The 16,606-nt window shown below is 36.5% G+C and carries 12 protein-coding genes and 1 tRNA gene; 6 read left to right on the top strand and 7 right to left on the bottom strand.

Annotated elements, in window-relative coordinates:
* The first annotated feature begins 13 nt into the window (after positions 1–13).
* Together GQO39_RS00515 and ppdK are read left to right on the top strand one after the other, a co-directional pair.
* On the top strand, positions 14–670 hold the full coding sequence (locus GQO39_RS00515; protein WP_156850483.1) for a DsbA family protein: 657 nt from the start codon (positions 14–16) through the stop codon (positions 668–670).
* 176 nt (positions 671–846) lie between these two features.
* Positions 847–3,522: a pyruvate, phosphate dikinase gene (gene ppdK, locus GQO39_RS00510; protein WP_156850482.1), complete on the top strand. Its 2,676-nt coding sequence runs from the start codon at positions 847–849 to the stop codon at positions 3,520–3,522.
* Positions 3,523–3,932: 410 nt separating this feature from the next.
* Here the strand turns inward: ppdK and GQO39_RS00505 are convergent, their stop codons facing one another.
* Both GQO39_RS00505 and GQO39_RS08770 read right to left on the bottom strand, forming a co-directional pair.
* Positions 3,933–4,769, bottom strand: coding sequence for a peptidoglycan-binding domain-containing protein (locus tag GQO39_RS00505; protein WP_156850481.1), 837 nt, complete (start codon positions 4,767–4,769; stop codon positions 3,933–3,935).
* 844 nt (positions 4,770–5,613) lie between these two features.
* Positions 5,614–5,808, bottom strand: a complete 195-nt coding sequence (locus GQO39_RS08770; protein ID WP_198039395.1) for a hypothetical protein — start codon at positions 5,806–5,808, stop codon at positions 5,614–5,616.
* On the opposite strand from GQO39_RS08770, the gene GQO39_RS00500 reads away from it, so the two are divergent.
* Together GQO39_RS00500 and GQO39_RS00495 are read left to right on the top strand one after the other, a co-directional pair.
* A complete protein-coding gene (locus tag GQO39_RS00500; protein WP_156850480.1) occupies positions 5,726–6,103 on the top strand; it encodes a DUF5330 domain-containing protein in 378 nt (125 codons plus the stop codon). The two genes, GQO39_RS08770 and GQO39_RS00500, sit on opposite strands and share 83 nt — an antisense overlap.
* A 108-nt stretch (positions 6,104–6,211) precedes the next feature.
* A complete protein-coding gene (locus GQO39_RS00495) occupies positions 6,212–6,622 on the top strand; it encodes a SufE family protein (RefSeq protein ID WP_007553064.1) in 411 nt (136 codons plus the stop codon).
* Between the two features lie 104 nt (positions 6,623–6,726).
* Here GQO39_RS00495 and GQO39_RS00490 read toward each other — a convergent pair whose 3' ends face one another.
* Positions 6,727–7,164 (bottom strand): Ros/MucR family transcriptional regulator, encoded by a 438-nt coding sequence (locus GQO39_RS00490; protein WP_006925549.1) that lies wholly within the window; start codon positions 7,162–7,164, stop codon positions 6,727–6,729.
* Positions 7,165–8,023: 859 nt separating this feature from the next.
* Between GQO39_RS00490 and GQO39_RS00485 the strand changes: the two genes are divergently transcribed.
* A complete protein-coding gene (locus GQO39_RS00485) occupies positions 8,024–10,117 on the top strand; it encodes a S9 family peptidase (protein ID WP_156850479.1) in 2,094 nt (697 codons plus the stop codon).
* An 88-nt stretch (positions 10,118–10,205) separates the two neighbouring features.
* Here GQO39_RS00485 and GQO39_RS00480 read toward each other — a convergent pair whose 3' ends face one another.
* Positions 10,206–10,808 (bottom strand): superoxide dismutase, encoded by a 603-nt coding sequence (locus tag GQO39_RS00480; protein ID WP_156850478.1) that lies wholly within the window; start codon positions 10,806–10,808, stop codon positions 10,206–10,208.
* A 997-nt stretch (positions 10,809–11,805) separates the two neighbouring features.
* Here GQO39_RS00480 and GQO39_RS00475 point away from each other — a divergent pair.
* Positions 11,806–11,880, top strand: a tRNA-Gln gene (locus GQO39_RS00475).
* Between the two features lie 1,062 nt (positions 11,881–12,942).
* Here GQO39_RS00475 and GQO39_RS00470 read toward each other — a convergent pair.
* From GQO39_RS00470 to GQO39_RS00460, 3 genes are read right to left on the bottom strand one after another with little or no spacing between them, the layout of a single operon-like run.
* Positions 12,943–13,407: a toxin-activating lysine-acyltransferase gene (locus GQO39_RS00470; protein ID WP_156850477.1), complete on the bottom strand. Its 465-nt coding sequence runs from the start codon at positions 13,405–13,407 to the stop codon at positions 12,943–12,945.
* A complete protein-coding gene (locus tag GQO39_RS00465) occupies positions 13,407–14,732 on the bottom strand; it encodes an HlyD family type I secretion periplasmic adaptor subunit (RefSeq protein ID WP_156850476.1) in 1,326 nt (441 codons plus the stop codon). Before GQO39_RS00465 ends, GQO39_RS00470 begins: the two co-directional genes overlap by 1 nt.
* Positions 14,722–16,389, bottom strand: coding sequence for a peptidase domain-containing ABC transporter (locus GQO39_RS00460; RefSeq protein ID WP_156850475.1), 1,668 nt, complete (start codon positions 16,387–16,389; stop codon positions 14,722–14,724). Before GQO39_RS00460 ends, GQO39_RS00465 begins: the two co-directional genes overlap by 11 nt.
* Between the last annotated feature and the right edge of the window lie 217 nt (positions 16,390–16,606).

Below are 16,606 nucleotides of genomic sequence, written 5' to 3'. Positions count from 1 at the left end.
AAAAGTATTATTTATGGTAAAGTACCGCTCTTTTTTATCTTTCGGGATGATTTTTCTCTTCATAACAGCTGTACAAATCAATGCAGCTATCGCTTTAGCTAATGGGGCTAAACCAGTTTCAACTGTTGATATGGCTAAACTTCTTCAATCGGGGAAGGTTAAAGATAGGTTTGAGGGGGAAGAAAATGCACCGGTAACAATTATTGAATATGCTTCATTGACATGTGTTCATTGTGCATCCTTTTATAACGATGTACTTCCTCAAATTCGTAAAAAATATATCAAAACAGGAAAAGTGAAACTTATTTTTCGAGAGTATGCTTTTGATTTACGAGCAACAGCAGGTTTTATGTTGGCACGCTGTGCACCAGAAGATCGCTATTTTCCTCTGATAGAAGTTTTATTTCAGAAACAGCAAGAGTGGGCTTGGGGGAAAGATGCTGAAACACCATTGAAGAAAATTAGCTTAATGGCGGGTTTTACGGACGAAAGTTTTAAGGCTTGCTTAACAAATCAGTCCATTCTAGATGAAGTAAATGCATCTTTTGAGCGTGGTAAAGAGCTTGGTGTTGAAGCGACACCTACTTTCTTTATCAATGGTAATAAGTATGAAGGTGCCATGAGGGTAGAATCTTTCTTTTCGGTGATTGATAGTTTCCTTAAAAACTAATTTTTTACAAAAGATGGGATTTGATATTTATGGTCATTTCCTTTTCAGAAGGTTAGTTTTTTGCATTTATGAAGCGATGTTTTCTTTGATTTAGCTAATTTTGAGTCGAATCATTGCTTTTGATTGTGGGACTAGATCAAATGATGTTTTTATGCTGATATAAGAGGATTTGTGCAATGGTAAAATGGGTTTATAGTTTTGGCAATGGCAGTGCGGAAGGAAATGCTAGTAAGCGCAGTCTTCTTGGTGGCAAAGGGGCAAATTTGGCAGAAATGAGTAATCTTGGTTTGCCTGTACCTCCCGGATTTACTCTTACAACGGAAGTTTGTAATTTTTATTATGCAAATGATAAATCATATCCAGAAGAATTACGGGAAGTTATTAAGCAAGCACTTAAGCGCATTGGTGAACAAACGGGGCGTGAATTTGGTAATGAAAAAAGTCCACTTTTACTCTCTGTTCGCTCAGGGGCTAGGGCTTCTATGCCAGGGATGATGGATACAGTACTTAACCTTGGTATGAATGATGAGACTGTAAAAGCAATAGCTTTGCAAGCCAATAATGAACGTTTTGCTTATGACAGCTATCGCCGTTTTATCCAAATGTATTCTAATGTTGTTTTGGGATTGGATCATTCGTATTTTGAAGAGATTCTTGATGAGGCAAAAGCACGCTATGGTTATGCTGACGATACAGAAATGACAGCAGATAGTTGGAAAGATGTTATTATTTCTTATAAAGCATATGTTGAAGAAAAGTTAGGGAAGCCTTTTCCACAAGATCCTGAACAACAGCTATGGGGAGCGATTGGAGCAGTTTTTTCCAGCTGGATGACAGCTCGTGCGGTCACTTATCGGCGTTTACATAATATTCCTGAAAGTTGGGGAACGGCGGTTAATGTACAAGCTATGGTTTTTGGCAATATGGGTGAAGATTCAGCAACAGGTGTTGCTTTTACGCGGAATCCATCGACAGGGCAAAAAGAACTTTACGGTGAGTTTTTAATGGATGCGCAGGGTGAAGATGTTGTGGCAGGTATTCGAACTCCCCAAAATATTACGAAAAATGCACGTATTATTGCGGGTTCAAATAAACCATCTTTAGAAGAGATTATACCAGAAGCTTTTTTGGAGCTGTGTCAAATTGCGCAGAAGCTTGAACAGCATTATCGGGATATGCAAGACCTTGAATTTACGATTGAAAAAGGTAGATTGTGGATGTTACAGACTCGTTCAGGAAAACGAACGGTTCGTGCAGCTTTAAAAATGGCAATCGAAATGGTTGAGGAGGGGTTGATAAGCCGTGAAGAGGCGGTGATGCGTATTGATGCAAAATCGCTTGACCAACTTTTACATCCGACACTTGATCCCAAAGCAGCACGTTTTGTTGTTGCACGTGGTTTACCTGCTTCTCCAGGGGCGGCAACTGGTGAAATTGTTTTTACTTCGGAAGAAGCAGAAAGTGCATCGGCAGAAGGTCGCAAAGTTATTTTAGTACGCGTAGAAACAAGTCCAGAAGATATCCATGGTATGCATGCGGCAGAAGGGATTTTAACAACGCGTGGTGGCATGACAAGTCATGCTGCTGTTGTGGCGCGCGGTATGGGAAAACCATGTATTTCTGGTGCAGATAGTGTGCGGATTGATTATAACACAAATACAATGATTGTTTCAGCGCAGAGCTTTAAAAAGGGTGATGTCATTACGATTGATGGTGGAAGTGGAGAAATTTTCAAAGGAAAGGTTGCAATGTTACAACCTGAGCTTTGTGGAGATTTTGCAAAATTGATGGAGTGGGCTGATGGGATGAGGCGGATAAAAGTTCGTGCCAATGCTGAAACACCAACTGATGCACGTATGGGACGTTCTTTTGGGGCTGAAGGGATTGGACTTTGCCGTACGGAACATATGTTTTTCTCTGGTGAACGTATTGTTGCCATGCGTGAAATGATTTTAAGTAATGATGAACGTGGTCGTCGTAAAGCACTGGATAAACTTTTGCCAATGCAGCGTTCAGATTTTGCTGAATTGTTTGAAATTATGCGTGGTTTGCCTGTTACTATCCGCTTGCTAGATCCACCTCTCCATGAATTTTTGCCAAAAACGGATACGGAAATTCTTGATGTTGCAACGGTTATGGGAGTTCCTACTGAAGTGCTTGCTGAACGCGCGCAGCAGTTGCACGAATTCAACCCTATGCTTGGATTACGCGGATGCCGTTTGGCCATTACTTATCCAGAAATTGCCGAAATGCAGGCACGGGCCATTTTTGAAGCAGCAGCAGACGCTGCTCAAAAATCTGGGTCTCCTGTTATGCTCGAAATTATGGTGCCGCTTGTTGCACTAAAATCTGAACTTGATTTTGTAAAAGCTCGTATTGATCAAATAGCTGATGAAGTTATAAGGAAAGAAGGAAGCGACATTCAATATATGGTTGGGACGATGATTGAGCTTCCAAGAGCAGCTCTTCGGGCAGATGAAATTGCCAAAACTGCTGAATTTTTTTCATTTGGAACCAATGATCTAACGCAAACCACTTTTGGAATTTCACGTGATGATGCTGCTCCTTTTTTGGCAACGTATTTTCAAAAAGGACTTTTAGAACAAGATCCTTTCGTATCCATTGATCGCAATGGAGTAGGGGAACTTATTTCTATTGCTGCACAGCGTGGTCGTTCACAGCGTGGAAATATTAAACTGGGAATTTGTGGTGAACACGGAGGTGATCCTGCTTCTATTGCTTTATGTGAAGAAAATGATCTAGATTATGTTTCATGTTCTCCTTTTCGAGTTCCAATTGCGCGTTTAGCAGCGGCACAGTCAGCTATTGCAAAAAAGACACAAAGATTTTGAGTTTTTTTATTGTGTGGCGGCAATTCTTGCATTTAGACAATTCATAAAAAGCATATTTATTCCTTTCTTAAAAGTTTTTTATCTAAAAGCTACTCTCTCTTGTAACATGCAAGCGAAGTTCTTTCATAAAAGAGTTTGAAATGAGGTAATCTTGCTGTACTTGGAACTTTCATTCAAGTTATAAAAACGGTTAATTATTATAAATCAATATGTTGTCTTAATTGCATAGAATAAATTATATGTATTCCTTATTTTTTTCACTAAAAGGAAAATTTCCAATATACATTTTAGTTTTATGCGTGGGAGAGAGAAAAGCTTTCCTTTGATGTATTTAGGAAAAAAAGCATAAGGTAAAAGAGTATATTGTCGCTATGTTTTCAGTGTTTGCTTTGTAAGATAGATGCTTTTCTTCAATTCAACAAACCAACTTCACGCATTTTCATCAAAATTATGTGATCAATTTTACCTGTTATGGGAAGATCAAACATTTTTTGAAACTGTTTTAAGGCTTCGCTTGTTTTTTGATCTTCTACACCTGTGATAATAACTTCCCTGTTACCAAAAATACGTAAAGCTTTTTGTACTTGTATAATATCTGTAACAGGAGGTTCTAAAACAGTTTCTTTCGAGCGCGGCATAGCGCTTGTTTTTGTTGATTCATTTGCTATTTCTATCTCGCTTTGCTTAATTAATACTGCAATTTCATCTATTGTGGAGTTGGGTGAAACATCGTTTTGCCTCTTTCGAGTAGCTTGCTGTTTCCATAGTGCTATGGCTCGACGCATTTTAGGTCCCTCTATCCCATCTAAAGGACCATCATAAAGTCCTAGTTTTGCTAGCTTCTTTTGTATTTCTAGTGTGTCTTCTGACAGAGGCTGTGAAGATAAATTTTTGTGTAGAGGGTTTGAGAAAGGTACAGAAGCAACACGAGAAACTGTATGAAATTTTGCTTCTTTTTTTGACAAAGTAGAATTTTGCTCTATATTCGGAGCGAAGGTGAACTTCATTTTAGTAAAAACATCCTGTTGCATTGTCATTTGCGAAAACAAAGCATTAAATGAAACAAATCCAAAACTAATAGTAAAAAGAAGAGCTCCAATGAAAAAAAAAGCATTTTTACGTGTATGGAAATAAAATGTTTTTGCAATCCAAAAGAGAAAACGACCACTTATGAGAAGAATTGTTATAACAATACTACTATAGCGTTTACGATGTTTTATTCTGCGTGTTTTCTGTTTTTTTGTCATTATTTTTTATTTCCAATTACAGTTACTTCTTACACAGAAACGAAAATAAACTATTCTCATTTCCGATAACAAGAGGGAGGAGCATCTACATTGTTGCTCTCTCCTTTCCAACTGTTAAAATCAACGATCTTTTTACACAAATGTATGAGCAGATAAATCAACAATAGCCTTCATCCAATTTTCTCAGTTTTATATTCTACAGCATTTTTTAAGCTTCTACCTATGCGACACCATTTTTACGCTTGTAATTCACATTAATCACATATCATCATCTAAACTGAAAGTGCTATGTTATTTCCTTATTTTTTGCGTATATATTGTGTAGCATTTGAAATAAAACTGAAACACATTTGCTTATCACGCTGTAGAATTGAAGCGACGTGTATTTCTTTCAAATATTGTACATCTGCATAGGATTACATCCTCATAAAATGATATGATAAGCATACTTGCCTCTCAATATCATATATGTTCTCGTATAAATTCATTCTACTAATATTCAATAAATTTTATAAATAACAACGGAAGTCATTTTTAAAATCTCTGCAAGAGAATAGGCTATCTGCTTAATCCATATAATTTTTATATATGTGTTTTTTTAAGAAACAGAAAATTACAATGTGTGTTGTACAGTATAGTAACTTTCATGCACTACTATGGTTATTACGCATAATTCTTTCTATCTCATTTACATTCGTTCTCGTTACACGTAGTGAAAGTGTAAGCTCACATATTTGCAATGCTCTTGTTTTTTATTGTATAATTAATTTTGATGTTAATTTTTTAACAAAAAGATAATGCATCTCGTTTTTGTACAGCTGCATCATCTATGATTGTGACGTAATTAACGATATAAATCTGATAAACAAATGCTCAATTTTATAAATTTTTTATAAAGAAGAAGAGTATAGGTTGCTATTTTTGTTTCATTCATAACTGCGGTACATTGGCTGCCCATGATACGTTTTTTGATTAAATTATTATTATTTTTGTTTTTTCTTTTTGTCATCATTTCATTTTTTGTAGCAAAGCCTAACAATCATCATTCCTCTACCCAAAGAAATAGTGAAACAACAACGAGCGATGTGATTATGGCTTTTAAGGAAGCTTTAAATGATTTAGGAGCATTTTGTGACCGTAATACAGAAGCCTGCAAAGTTGGAAAAACCTTTTTAAGTTCACTTAGCGAACGCGCACGTTATGGTGCAAAAGCAGTTTACGAATATTTTGGACGTATATTAGATGACAAGAATAGGACAGTCTCTCCAAATATTGCTCCCAATGTCGAGCTACAGGATTCTATACAAAAACAGGAACATTCAACATCACCTTAAAACAAAATTTTTAATGTTTGCCATTGGTATTATATTAAGAAGAATAAGTGCTTATCCGTCAACCAATTACATTCAGCATAATCATAAAAACAAGACAGGACTGAGATTATGGCAGAAACAATCAATGATATTATAGAAAACTTCTCTGTTTTGGATAATTGGGAAGATCGTTATCGTTATGTGATTGAACTTGGGCACGAATTACCGCCTTTTCCTGAAAGTGCGCGAAATGATGCTCACAAAGTGCCTGGATGTGTTAGCCAAGTATGGCTTTTATCTTCACGTAATAATGCAGAAAATCCAACATTAACGTTTCAAGGTGATTCTGATGCCCATATAGTGCGTGGGCTTATCTACATTCTTTTTGCCTTCTATTCAGGCAAAAAAGCTTCTGAAATTCGCAATGCGGATGCTGAAGGACTCTTTAAAACACTTGGTTTAAACGAAAATCTCACGCCACAACGATCAAATGGTCTTAAATCAATGATTGAACGGATTCGTAGCGAGAGTTATGTATAAAATTAAATCAGCGTAGAAAAAGCTACGCAAAACTTCTACAAAAACATATCCGCTAAAAAGCATTTTTATATACCAAAGACGCTCTTTTGTTCAAAAAAATGTGTTTACTTGTTTTTTTTTCGTTTGCTTTTGCGCCCAAGTCCCATTTCCTTTGCCAAAGCCGAGCGCGCTTTTGCATAATTAGGTGCCACCATAGGATAAGAACTGTCCAATTGCCACTTTTCACGATATTCTTCCGGCAACATTCCATAATGAGTCATAAGATGACGCTTTAAAGATTTAAATTTCTTCCCATCTTCAAGGCAGATAAGATAATCCGGAAAAATTGAGCGTTTTGGGTTAACGGCCGGCCTTTGCTTCTCAACCTCAACTTCTGTTAATTCTACATTCCCCGCTTTACGAAAAGCGGCATGGACATCAGCAATCAAACTTGGCACTTCAGTCGGTCGGATAGAATTATTACTCACATAGGCAGCAACAATATCAGCAACCAATGTAATAACTAAATTGCTTTCAGTCTCTAAGACTGGACGATGTTCCATTCTTGTTTCCTTTAATTTAACGAGTAATTTAAAATCGAGATACGGCACACATACTCATGATACAGAGATCTCATGCACATAGATTTCATATTGTACAAAAATCTTTTTTGTCAATTCAATTATTCTATAAAATTGCCAAAACACAAAAAAATCAAATAAATACCCCTTTTTTGTCATAATATATACTAAGAAGAAACAGCTTCTTACCTCTTAGAATATATTTTTGTTCTATAAAATATCGTGCATGGAATAAAATATATCATACATATAAAAAATAATATAGCATAAAGTTATTTATTTTTTTAGCGAGCATAGAACTAAAAACATTAAATATAAGACGATAATATATAATTTAATATTTTTATTTTATATACTTATAAATTAATGTTCATCTTTCTAAATTTCAAATTTGTTTCATAATAGAGCTTTATTTAATATAAAAAATAGCTTAAAATATTTTTTTAATTCAAAAAATACAGTAAATAAATTTAAAAATCGCCTATCCAATATGATAGGATAAGCTTTTTCCTTCTAGTCAGTAATACCAATATTCCCAATACATTTCTAAAATAAATTTTACTTTGTATATCCAAAATTCAGTTCTATTGTTTAAAGAAAAATCTAATTTCGTTACCAAATAGCCTTATTTTCTCAGTTTGTCACTTCTATAAAAGTGGCATTATGCTTATAAAAGATGATACACGTGATATGTGATAAACAGAAGTACATAGTGTCATTATAGAAACTATCACAGCTATATTTTTGCAAAGGCACGGGATCTATAGATTTACGCACTTGCATAAACAATATGATTCTAACATATAAACGAAACTGTTAACATCTTTTTATAGGATCGTATATGACTCGCTCTTCTGTAATTCCGCCTAAAGCGTCCAAAATCATTCATAAAGAAATGTATCACGGTATTTGTCGTGATGATCCTTATCATTGGCTACGTGCATCTAATTGGCAAGAGGTTTTTAAGAATCCTAGTTGTCTTGACGAAAATATTCGACATCATCTTGAAAAGGAAAATGCTTATCAGGTTGATCAAATGGCTGATACAAAGCCATTACAAGATTTGCTTTTTTCCGAAATGAAAAGCCGCATCCAAGAGAATGATAGTTCCGTTCCTATAAAACACGGCCCTTTTGCCTATGGGGTCTCTTATGTTATCGGAGGTCAACAACCACATTATTTTCGGACACCAAGGAATGGCGGAGAAAAAAATATTTACCTTAATGGTGATGATTTGGCTGAAGGCAAAGAATATTTCAATTTTGGTTCAGTTCAAGAATCTCCTGATCATACACATGTTGTATGGACCTACGATGACAAAGGATCAGAATTCTACAAAGCTAAAATTCGTAATTTGGAAACATTATCTGACTGTGTAGACACCATTACTGATACATCTGGACAGATTGTGTGGGATGCTAATTCTGAAGGTTTTTTCTATACGAAGATGGATGAAAACCACCGTCCTTCTGAACTTTATTATCACCGATTAAACACCGATCAATCGCAAGATAAGCTTATTTTTCGTGAGGATAATCCAGGATTTTTTTTATATGTAAGTGGCTCTAAGCTTAATGATGTGGTTTATATTAATATTCATGATCATGAAACGTCAGAGATTTGGTTGATTTCTGCCAAAGCGCCTCTCACTGTTCCCCAATGTGTACGGAAGCGACAAAAAGGTATTGAATATTCACTTACAGAAGGCGGTGATATTTTTTATATTCTGACCAATCTAGATAACTCCAAAGATTTCAAGATTATGATAGCCCCGTATGCATCTCCACAATCAGAAAATTGGTCTGAACTTGTGCCACATCAGCTTGGACGTTTGATACTATCCCATGATGCATATCAAGATTTTCTTATCTGGCTCGAACGTTTTGAGGGGCTTCCTCGTATAAAAGTAATGGAGCGTACCACTAAACAGATTCATTCCATTACTTTTACAGAAGATGTTTATTCTTTAGGTCTACAAGGTGCTACAGAGTATAATAGCCAAACCATTCGTTTTTCCTATTCATCTATGACAACTCCTGATCAAGTGTTTGATTATGACATGAAAAGTCGTAAACGAACGCTTTTAAAAACGCAAATAATTCCCTCTGGGCATAATAAAGATGAGTATGTAACACGACGTATTACAGCAAGTGCAGATGATGGCGAGAAAATCCCTATTTCGCTTTTTTATCACAACACTACTGCTCTTGATGGTAGTGCACCTTGTCTGCTTTACGGTTATGGCGCCTATGGAATCTCCATTCCAGCCAGTTTCAATAGCAATGTACTTTCTTTGGTTAACAGAGGTTTTATTTATGCCATTGCCCATATTCGAGGAGGAAAAGAAAAGGGGGGCGAATGGTATGAGAAAGGGAAACACCTTTTTAAATACAATACGTTTACAGATTTTATTGCTTGTGGGCGCTACCTTGTAAATAATAAATTCACGTCCCATGACCGACTCATTGCTCATGGTGGTTCAGCAGGGGGGATGTTGATGGGAGCCATTGCCAATATAGCTCCACAGGATTTTTCTGGAATTGTAGCAAATGTGCCTTTTGTTGATGTTTTAGCTACCATGTTAGATGCTTCACTGCCATTAACGCCTCCAGAATGGCCGGAATGGGGAAATCCTCTTGAATCAGAAGAGGATTATAATCTTATCGCTTCTTATTCGCCCTATGATAACGTCAAAGCTCAAAAATATCCTCCTATACTTGTGATCGCAGGGTTAACAGATCCTCGTGTAACTTACTGGGAGCCCGCGAAGTGGGTAGCAAAATTACGAGACCTAAAAACAGACGATAATGCGATTTTATTGCGCATTAATATGGACTCAGGTCATGCAGGTGCAGCTGGACGTTTTTCAAAGCTAGAAGAAGTCGCATATATCTATGCATATATCCTAAAAATAGTGGGGAAAAACTGCTGTTAATTTAAACATCTGTTCTTCTTTTTGAAAGGCTCCATAATTTATGAGATTATAGAGCCTTTAATACAATATAAAAGGTTGCACAAAAAGCTTAAAATCCACAATCTTCATAAAGTTTCAGAACATAGTCCCAATTAATTAAATGATCTACGAAAGATTCAAGATATTTCGGGCGGGCATTACGATAATCAATATAATAAGAATGCTCCCACACATCGACGCCCAGAATAGGTTGAGCGCCATGAACTAAAGGGTTTTCACCATTAGTCGTTTTCATAATTTCAAGCTTGCTATCTTTAACAGCAACCCATGCCCACCCAGAACCAAATTGTGTCCCAGCAGCAGCGATAAAATCAGCGCGAAATTTGTCATAACCACCTAGATCAGCTTCAATAGCTTTTGCTAATTTTTCAGGTAGTTTTTGACCGCCACCGCCTTTTTTCATCCAAAGCCAAAAATGGTTATGATTGTAGTATTGTGCTGCGTTATTAAACAAACCAATATTGTTTCCAAAACTTTTTTTCACAATAGTTTCAAGGCTTTCATTTTCTAAGCCTAAATCTTTCACGAAATTATTGGTATTGGTAAGATAAGCGAGGTGATGCTTATCATGATGATATTCAAGCGTCTCGCGTGACATATAAGGTGAAAGGGCATCATAATCATAAGGTAAAGGGGCCAATTCAAAAGCCATTTAAAAATCTCCTCGATTCTAATTGTTAAGCTCACTCCACAAACTTAATTTGCCATTTACAGCATCTAAAAGCAAATGTTGAATGCTTGCTTGTGTTAAATTAATTTTTTATGATTATCTTTTTATAAAGGTGTTTTTGGGGATGTATGCGCTTAATCAAAAAATATCATTAAGTTATACAAATACTTCTGTTGAAAAATTTTTACATATGTAGACTAACAAAAAATGCAATGACTTTTTTTAAAGAATGAAAAGTAAATTTAGACAGCTATGAGTCTTTGTTTTTATTACCTAAAAATTTCTTTAACTATCTCACAAAATGCTTTCAATTTTTACTAGGTCTTTTCCGGATTATTTATATGAGTATTCCCCAGTTTTTATCACAGTGTTTGCAACGGAGCATTAGTGGTTATCTTTTGCAGATACTACTGATTTTTGCACAGACTTTAAAAACATTTTATAACTCCAATTACAACTGACAGTTTGCACATATTAATCAAAAATGGGATTTTCCACGATAGGCTAATTATCTTCGTTATGCATTATCGGTCCAATCTGTGTGTTGGGGAAGATGATTTATTTTAGACTGAAAAAAAACAAGAATGCAGTTAAAAGATAATAAATCATCAACACATAAAGCTCTTTTGTTTTTCTGTTTCATGTCAAAGAGTTTAGAGTTGAGTGAATCAAAAAAAATGCAGCCCATGATAATCTATTAAATAACGATGCAGTACAAAATTTGTATTTTATCCTGTCCTGAAATGAATGAATAAAATGGTAAAATACGAAAAATGTAAAATGACTAATAGTTAAATAACTATTGTTTGTGTTATCGTTATAAACAAGTACAAGTTTTTGTTACAAATTTTGCATCAGTGCAGTATTAACAAGACTTCAAAATTTTATGATAAAAAAGTAAAAGCTTTGATTTTCAGATATTGCGCACATTCACAGGAATCGCTATAAGGTGCAGAAGCGGTCGTGAGCATATTTTTTTTGGGGTATAGCCAAGCGGTAAGGCACCGGTTTTTGGTACCGGCATTCCCTGGTTCGAATCCAGGTACCCCAGCCAATGTTTTTATAGGATATAAAAGTTCGGGAGTTTTAATTCCGTTGATTCTTTTAACTTGTTTTCTACCTATCCCTAGATTTTTTGAAGTTTTTTACTAATTTGATTGCTAATTGCTTTATATTTATAGCTGACAGAGGACCCACTCTATTTTAGAGGTGCGAATTTAGAGGTGTAAATGAGATACAAGTTTTTGTTATGAATTTTACATCCTATCAGCTCTTTTGGGAACAGTGCTGTATTTGTTATTCACTCCAATAGGCTCTCATAATAAAAGGAAACAGTTGCACCAATTCAATCTTACTATAGTGCAATATCCCTAAGGGTGGTTTACCCATCCTCACCGCATTATTTCTAAACCTTTGTTCTTTAAAATTCTCAGTGCTGGTATCGTTGGTTGGTTAATATTTTTCGCCCCATGCATATGGTTTAGACCTCGGTATTTCATCAATTCTTTTGATCGTTTTTGATGGAGAGATTTATCTTAATACGTGCCAATGTCATTTTTAATATTTTCGGCTGAAAAGGTTTCCTATATTGTGATGATATTTACCTAGGTGGCTTATTTTACTTCTTGACAGCTTTAAATTGTGAGACAATAAAAATCCATTTTACATATAAAATGCTTTGGCAATGGTGTAAATAGGGGCTAAAATCAGCGATCAGATAAAAGATAGCGTATGCATACAGAAAAATGGCTTTAAACTTGTTGACTTGTGAAGCATTATGACAGTCTTCTCTTCTTTTGATAAGTTTGGGGCATTATGATTTCAAAATTTGCTCTTTAGGTCTTAAAAGGCATGATGTCGGATGAAATAAAGCGCAAGGATAAGGAGGTTTTACCAGGTTTTAGAAGGCATAACTAATCCGCTGGATTGTCCATGATCATTCATATCAAGCTGTTACGCTAAAAATATCACTCGTAGTAATGTCTTTAGATAGTGTACCCAGTTTGATCATAAGCAAATATCCCTCCCAATAATTGATTTTCGGAAATCTTATTCCTAAGAGCGTATGGGAGAGAAAAACTCAAATGATTCATTTTCAATACTTGGTTTATAAAATCTATTTTGATGGATTTTTTGCTCTATAGGAACGCCAGCGGGCAATTTTCCGTATCCCACCGTCTTCATTACGTCTGATAGCATAACAATACTGCTGATTGGGAAATACATGCCGTTGCATATCGCGCACGAGAGTAACAGCATGGCCATATGGTGCCACACAATCAATGAACCATATATACTCTCCGCCCTGCCAATCGGCATTGGGTAAAAGCTCTCCCTTTTCAAGCATAGACAGATGATTTTTCTCATCTAAAAAAGCCCAAGTGATAAAGGCACAAAATTCTCCACGCTCATTTTTATAGAGTTTGTATTGTCCAGTTCGTAAGGCAGGTCCTACATTAAATTCGATATCCCAAATCCGCCAGCGGCGGTGTAAGGGGGATTGAAGCATTAAAACCATCATAGCTCCCAAAGCTGTAAGAGGAGCTATGAGTGATGATGAAGGGTTTTCATTTACGCACATTATCTTTCCTTTAGAGATTGTTCTAAAATTTTGGTGATAGGCTCAAAGAAATAGGAAATTAAGCGCCGTTTTGAGGTAATGACATCCGTTGTCACTGTCATGCCGGGAATAAATTTAAGTTGTTTGCCATTCAAAGTGATGTAATCTTGGTCAATTTTGATTAAAACGGCATAAGCACCATTAATTTCTTTATCATAGCGTGCTGTAGCACCTACATTAACGACTGTACCGTAGATAACGCCGAAACGTTCAGGCGGGAAAGCAGAAAACTTGATGTAAGCACGTTGGTCTTTTTCTAAAAAGCCAATATCTCGGTTATCAAAAAATGCTTCAACAATGAGGCCACCTGTGCCAGGGACAATACGCATTAAAGTTTTACCAGCTTCTACAAATCCGCCCAAAGTATGGATACTTAAATCATCGATACGCCCATCAACGGGTGCATAAAGTGATAAGTGATCAAGGCGGTATTGAGTACTATCAAGTTTTGCTTTTAACCCTTGAAGATTCAGTTCTGTTTCACGCGAAAGTTGCCGATAGCGAGCGATTTCATCGGAAATGAGGCTTTGCCGTTGTTGGCGGAGGGTGTCTATTTCGGCGGCATTTTCTTCTAAGCGTCTTTGATTGGTTAAAATTTCATGTTGCACATTTTTAAGGTCATGTAAACGCTCTAAATAAACGGCTTGGCTAATGACTTTTGTTTCCATCAGGCTTTTGGCAGCTTTTAGTTTTCCTTGGCTTAATTGAAGATCATCTTCTAGCTTATCTAATTGCGCATGTTGTGTTGCACCACTGCGCATGACCCGATCAGCTTGGGCTTTTAGCGCTTTTAATTTATCTTGGAGAGATTGAAGGGTAGCGCTAATGAGTTTTCCCCCTTCTATTCTTGCAGTATTGTTGTTGGAGGGAGGAATTTGCAAATAAGCCAGTCCTTTTGTTACAAAATCTTTATCCAAAGGATTGCTTTCGCTCAGTGCTGCTAAAATAGCAGCAGCAATTTGCGCTTGAAGAGTCTGTTGAGCGATATCGGCTTGAACCCGTGCGCGCTCATTTAAGGCTTCACGAGGATCTAATTGAATAAGGAGATCACCTTGATGAACAAATTGCCCTTCTTTTACAAGGATTTTCTCAATGCGTCCTGTATTTTGCGCTTGGACCAGCTGAACATAGGCGGTTGGAATAACACTTCCTTGCCCTCGTGCAACAATTTCTGTTTTTGCGATAAAGCTGCCGATCACAATAAAGAAAAATAAAGCAATCAAAACAGCAACCACCATATGAAGTGTTGGCGATAAGGGACGTAAGCTAGGTATCTTATCTGCCATTTTTTGCCTCCAAATCATTGAAATTTAATATGGTTGCGTTCTGAGGAAAAAGGTCATGTTTATGGGTAATGACGAGAACCATGCGCTCTTGCGAAAGTTTATATAAATACTCAACAATCTGTGTGCTAGCAGCTTCATCTAATGCGGAAGTCGGTTCATCCAAAATAAGAAGGCGCGGGTTTATCAAGAAAAAACAAGCCAATGCTAGGCGTTGGCGTTGTCCACCTGATAAAAAGCCACCTTGCTCTCCTACTTGGGTATTGAGTCCTAGAGGCAACTGAGCAATCAAATCATGGCAAGCACTAACATATAGTGCAGCGTCAATTTCATCTTTAGTGGCATCTGGTTTGGCAAGAAGCATATTCTCAAGAATAGTTCCGGAAAAAAGGCAAGGATTTTGGGGAAAATATGCGATTGTTTCACGCACGCTACGGACATCAAAATTCTGTAAAGGTTGTGCGTTAATCAATATTTTTCCGCTTGTTGGGTGGTAGAGACCACAAAGGAGCTTAGCCAAGGTTGTTTTTCCACACCCTGAAGGACCAAGCAACATAATGGGTTGCCCAGGTTGTAAAGATACATCAAGATGATTGATAATTTTCTTTTCTCCATAAGAAAAACACATATCTCTGGTTTCAAGATGGGGCGTTGTGGTGAGTTGAAGAGATGGTTTTTCCTTTTCCCATTCTGAAGGGGAGTTAAGAATATCACCCAAACGAAGGCGAGAGATTTTTAAATGTTGCCATTCTTCCCATAAAGAGGCAAGGCTTAAGATAGGACCAGAAACATTGCCAGCGAGGAGATGAAAAGCAATAAGTTGCCCTAGCGTAATCTGATTTTGCAGTACTGCCTGAGCACCAAAAAAGATAATAAAAATGGTGAAAAGATCGCCAAAAATATGGCTCAATGCCCCATTGAGAAGATGTAATTTACTGGTTGTAAGGCTTTGATCCAAACTACGAGCTAAAGTTTCTTGCATACGTAGCGTATGAGCAGCTTCTTTTACATGCGCTTTGATGGCTTCAAGATTGGTAAAACTTTCAATAAGGCGTGATTTATGGGCCGCTTGCAGGGTGAAAGCACGGCGTAATTGGCGGCGTAAAAAAGGACCAACCAACGCTAAAGAGCCCATTTGTAAAGGTAAAATGATAAGGACAATAAAGGTAAGTTTCGGACTAATGGAAAAGAGTGCAGCAAGATAAATGATTGCGAACAGAACATTCAATACAGTTGTTGCAATAGTTCCCGTTAAAAAACCGCGAATTGTATCAACTTCTCCAATACGTGAAAACAGTTCCCCTACTTGCCAATGACGTAACGCAGGCAGGGAGAGGCTTAAAAGATGGGTATAAATGCGACGCGCAAATTCTAGAGTCAGCCTATTGGCTAAATAAGCCCCTAAATAACCTGATAGAGAGCTAAGAGCCGTGCTAAACAGCATGATAGCAACCATCAAGACAACGATAGCATAGAGACTTTCAATACGCTGGAAGGGCAAGATACGGTCAATAATTGCCTGAAAAATAAAAGGATTGACCAAGCCAAGTAAGCGCAAAACAATGGCTACACAACTGAGTTCGATGACATAATGAATATATTTCTTGGTAGTTTGAGTAAACCAAGAGAAGGATACTAGCTTTTCGGGTGAATTGCTCATTTGATTTTATGATTTTGTTTAAGAGAAAGAGCGATTGATGTCGCATATTTAAACAGTATTGTAAATATTATTATTACTAAATAATAAATACATTTTGCATGAATGTAATATAAACATAATGTATTTATATTATTATAAATAATTTATCACTATTTTAAAAATTATGTTTGACATTAATCTAAAACGCGTGATAGTCACTTAAAACGTATCATGTCGA

It is taken from the genome of Bartonella refiksaydamii, from assembly GCF_902652675.1.
GTDB classification, from domain to species: domain Bacteria; phylum Pseudomonadota; class Alphaproteobacteria; order Rhizobiales; family Rhizobiaceae; genus Bartonella; species Bartonella refiksaydamii.
The sequence above is the reverse complement of the archived record's forward strand: the minus strand, read 5'-3'. Positions and strand labels throughout refer to the sequence as shown.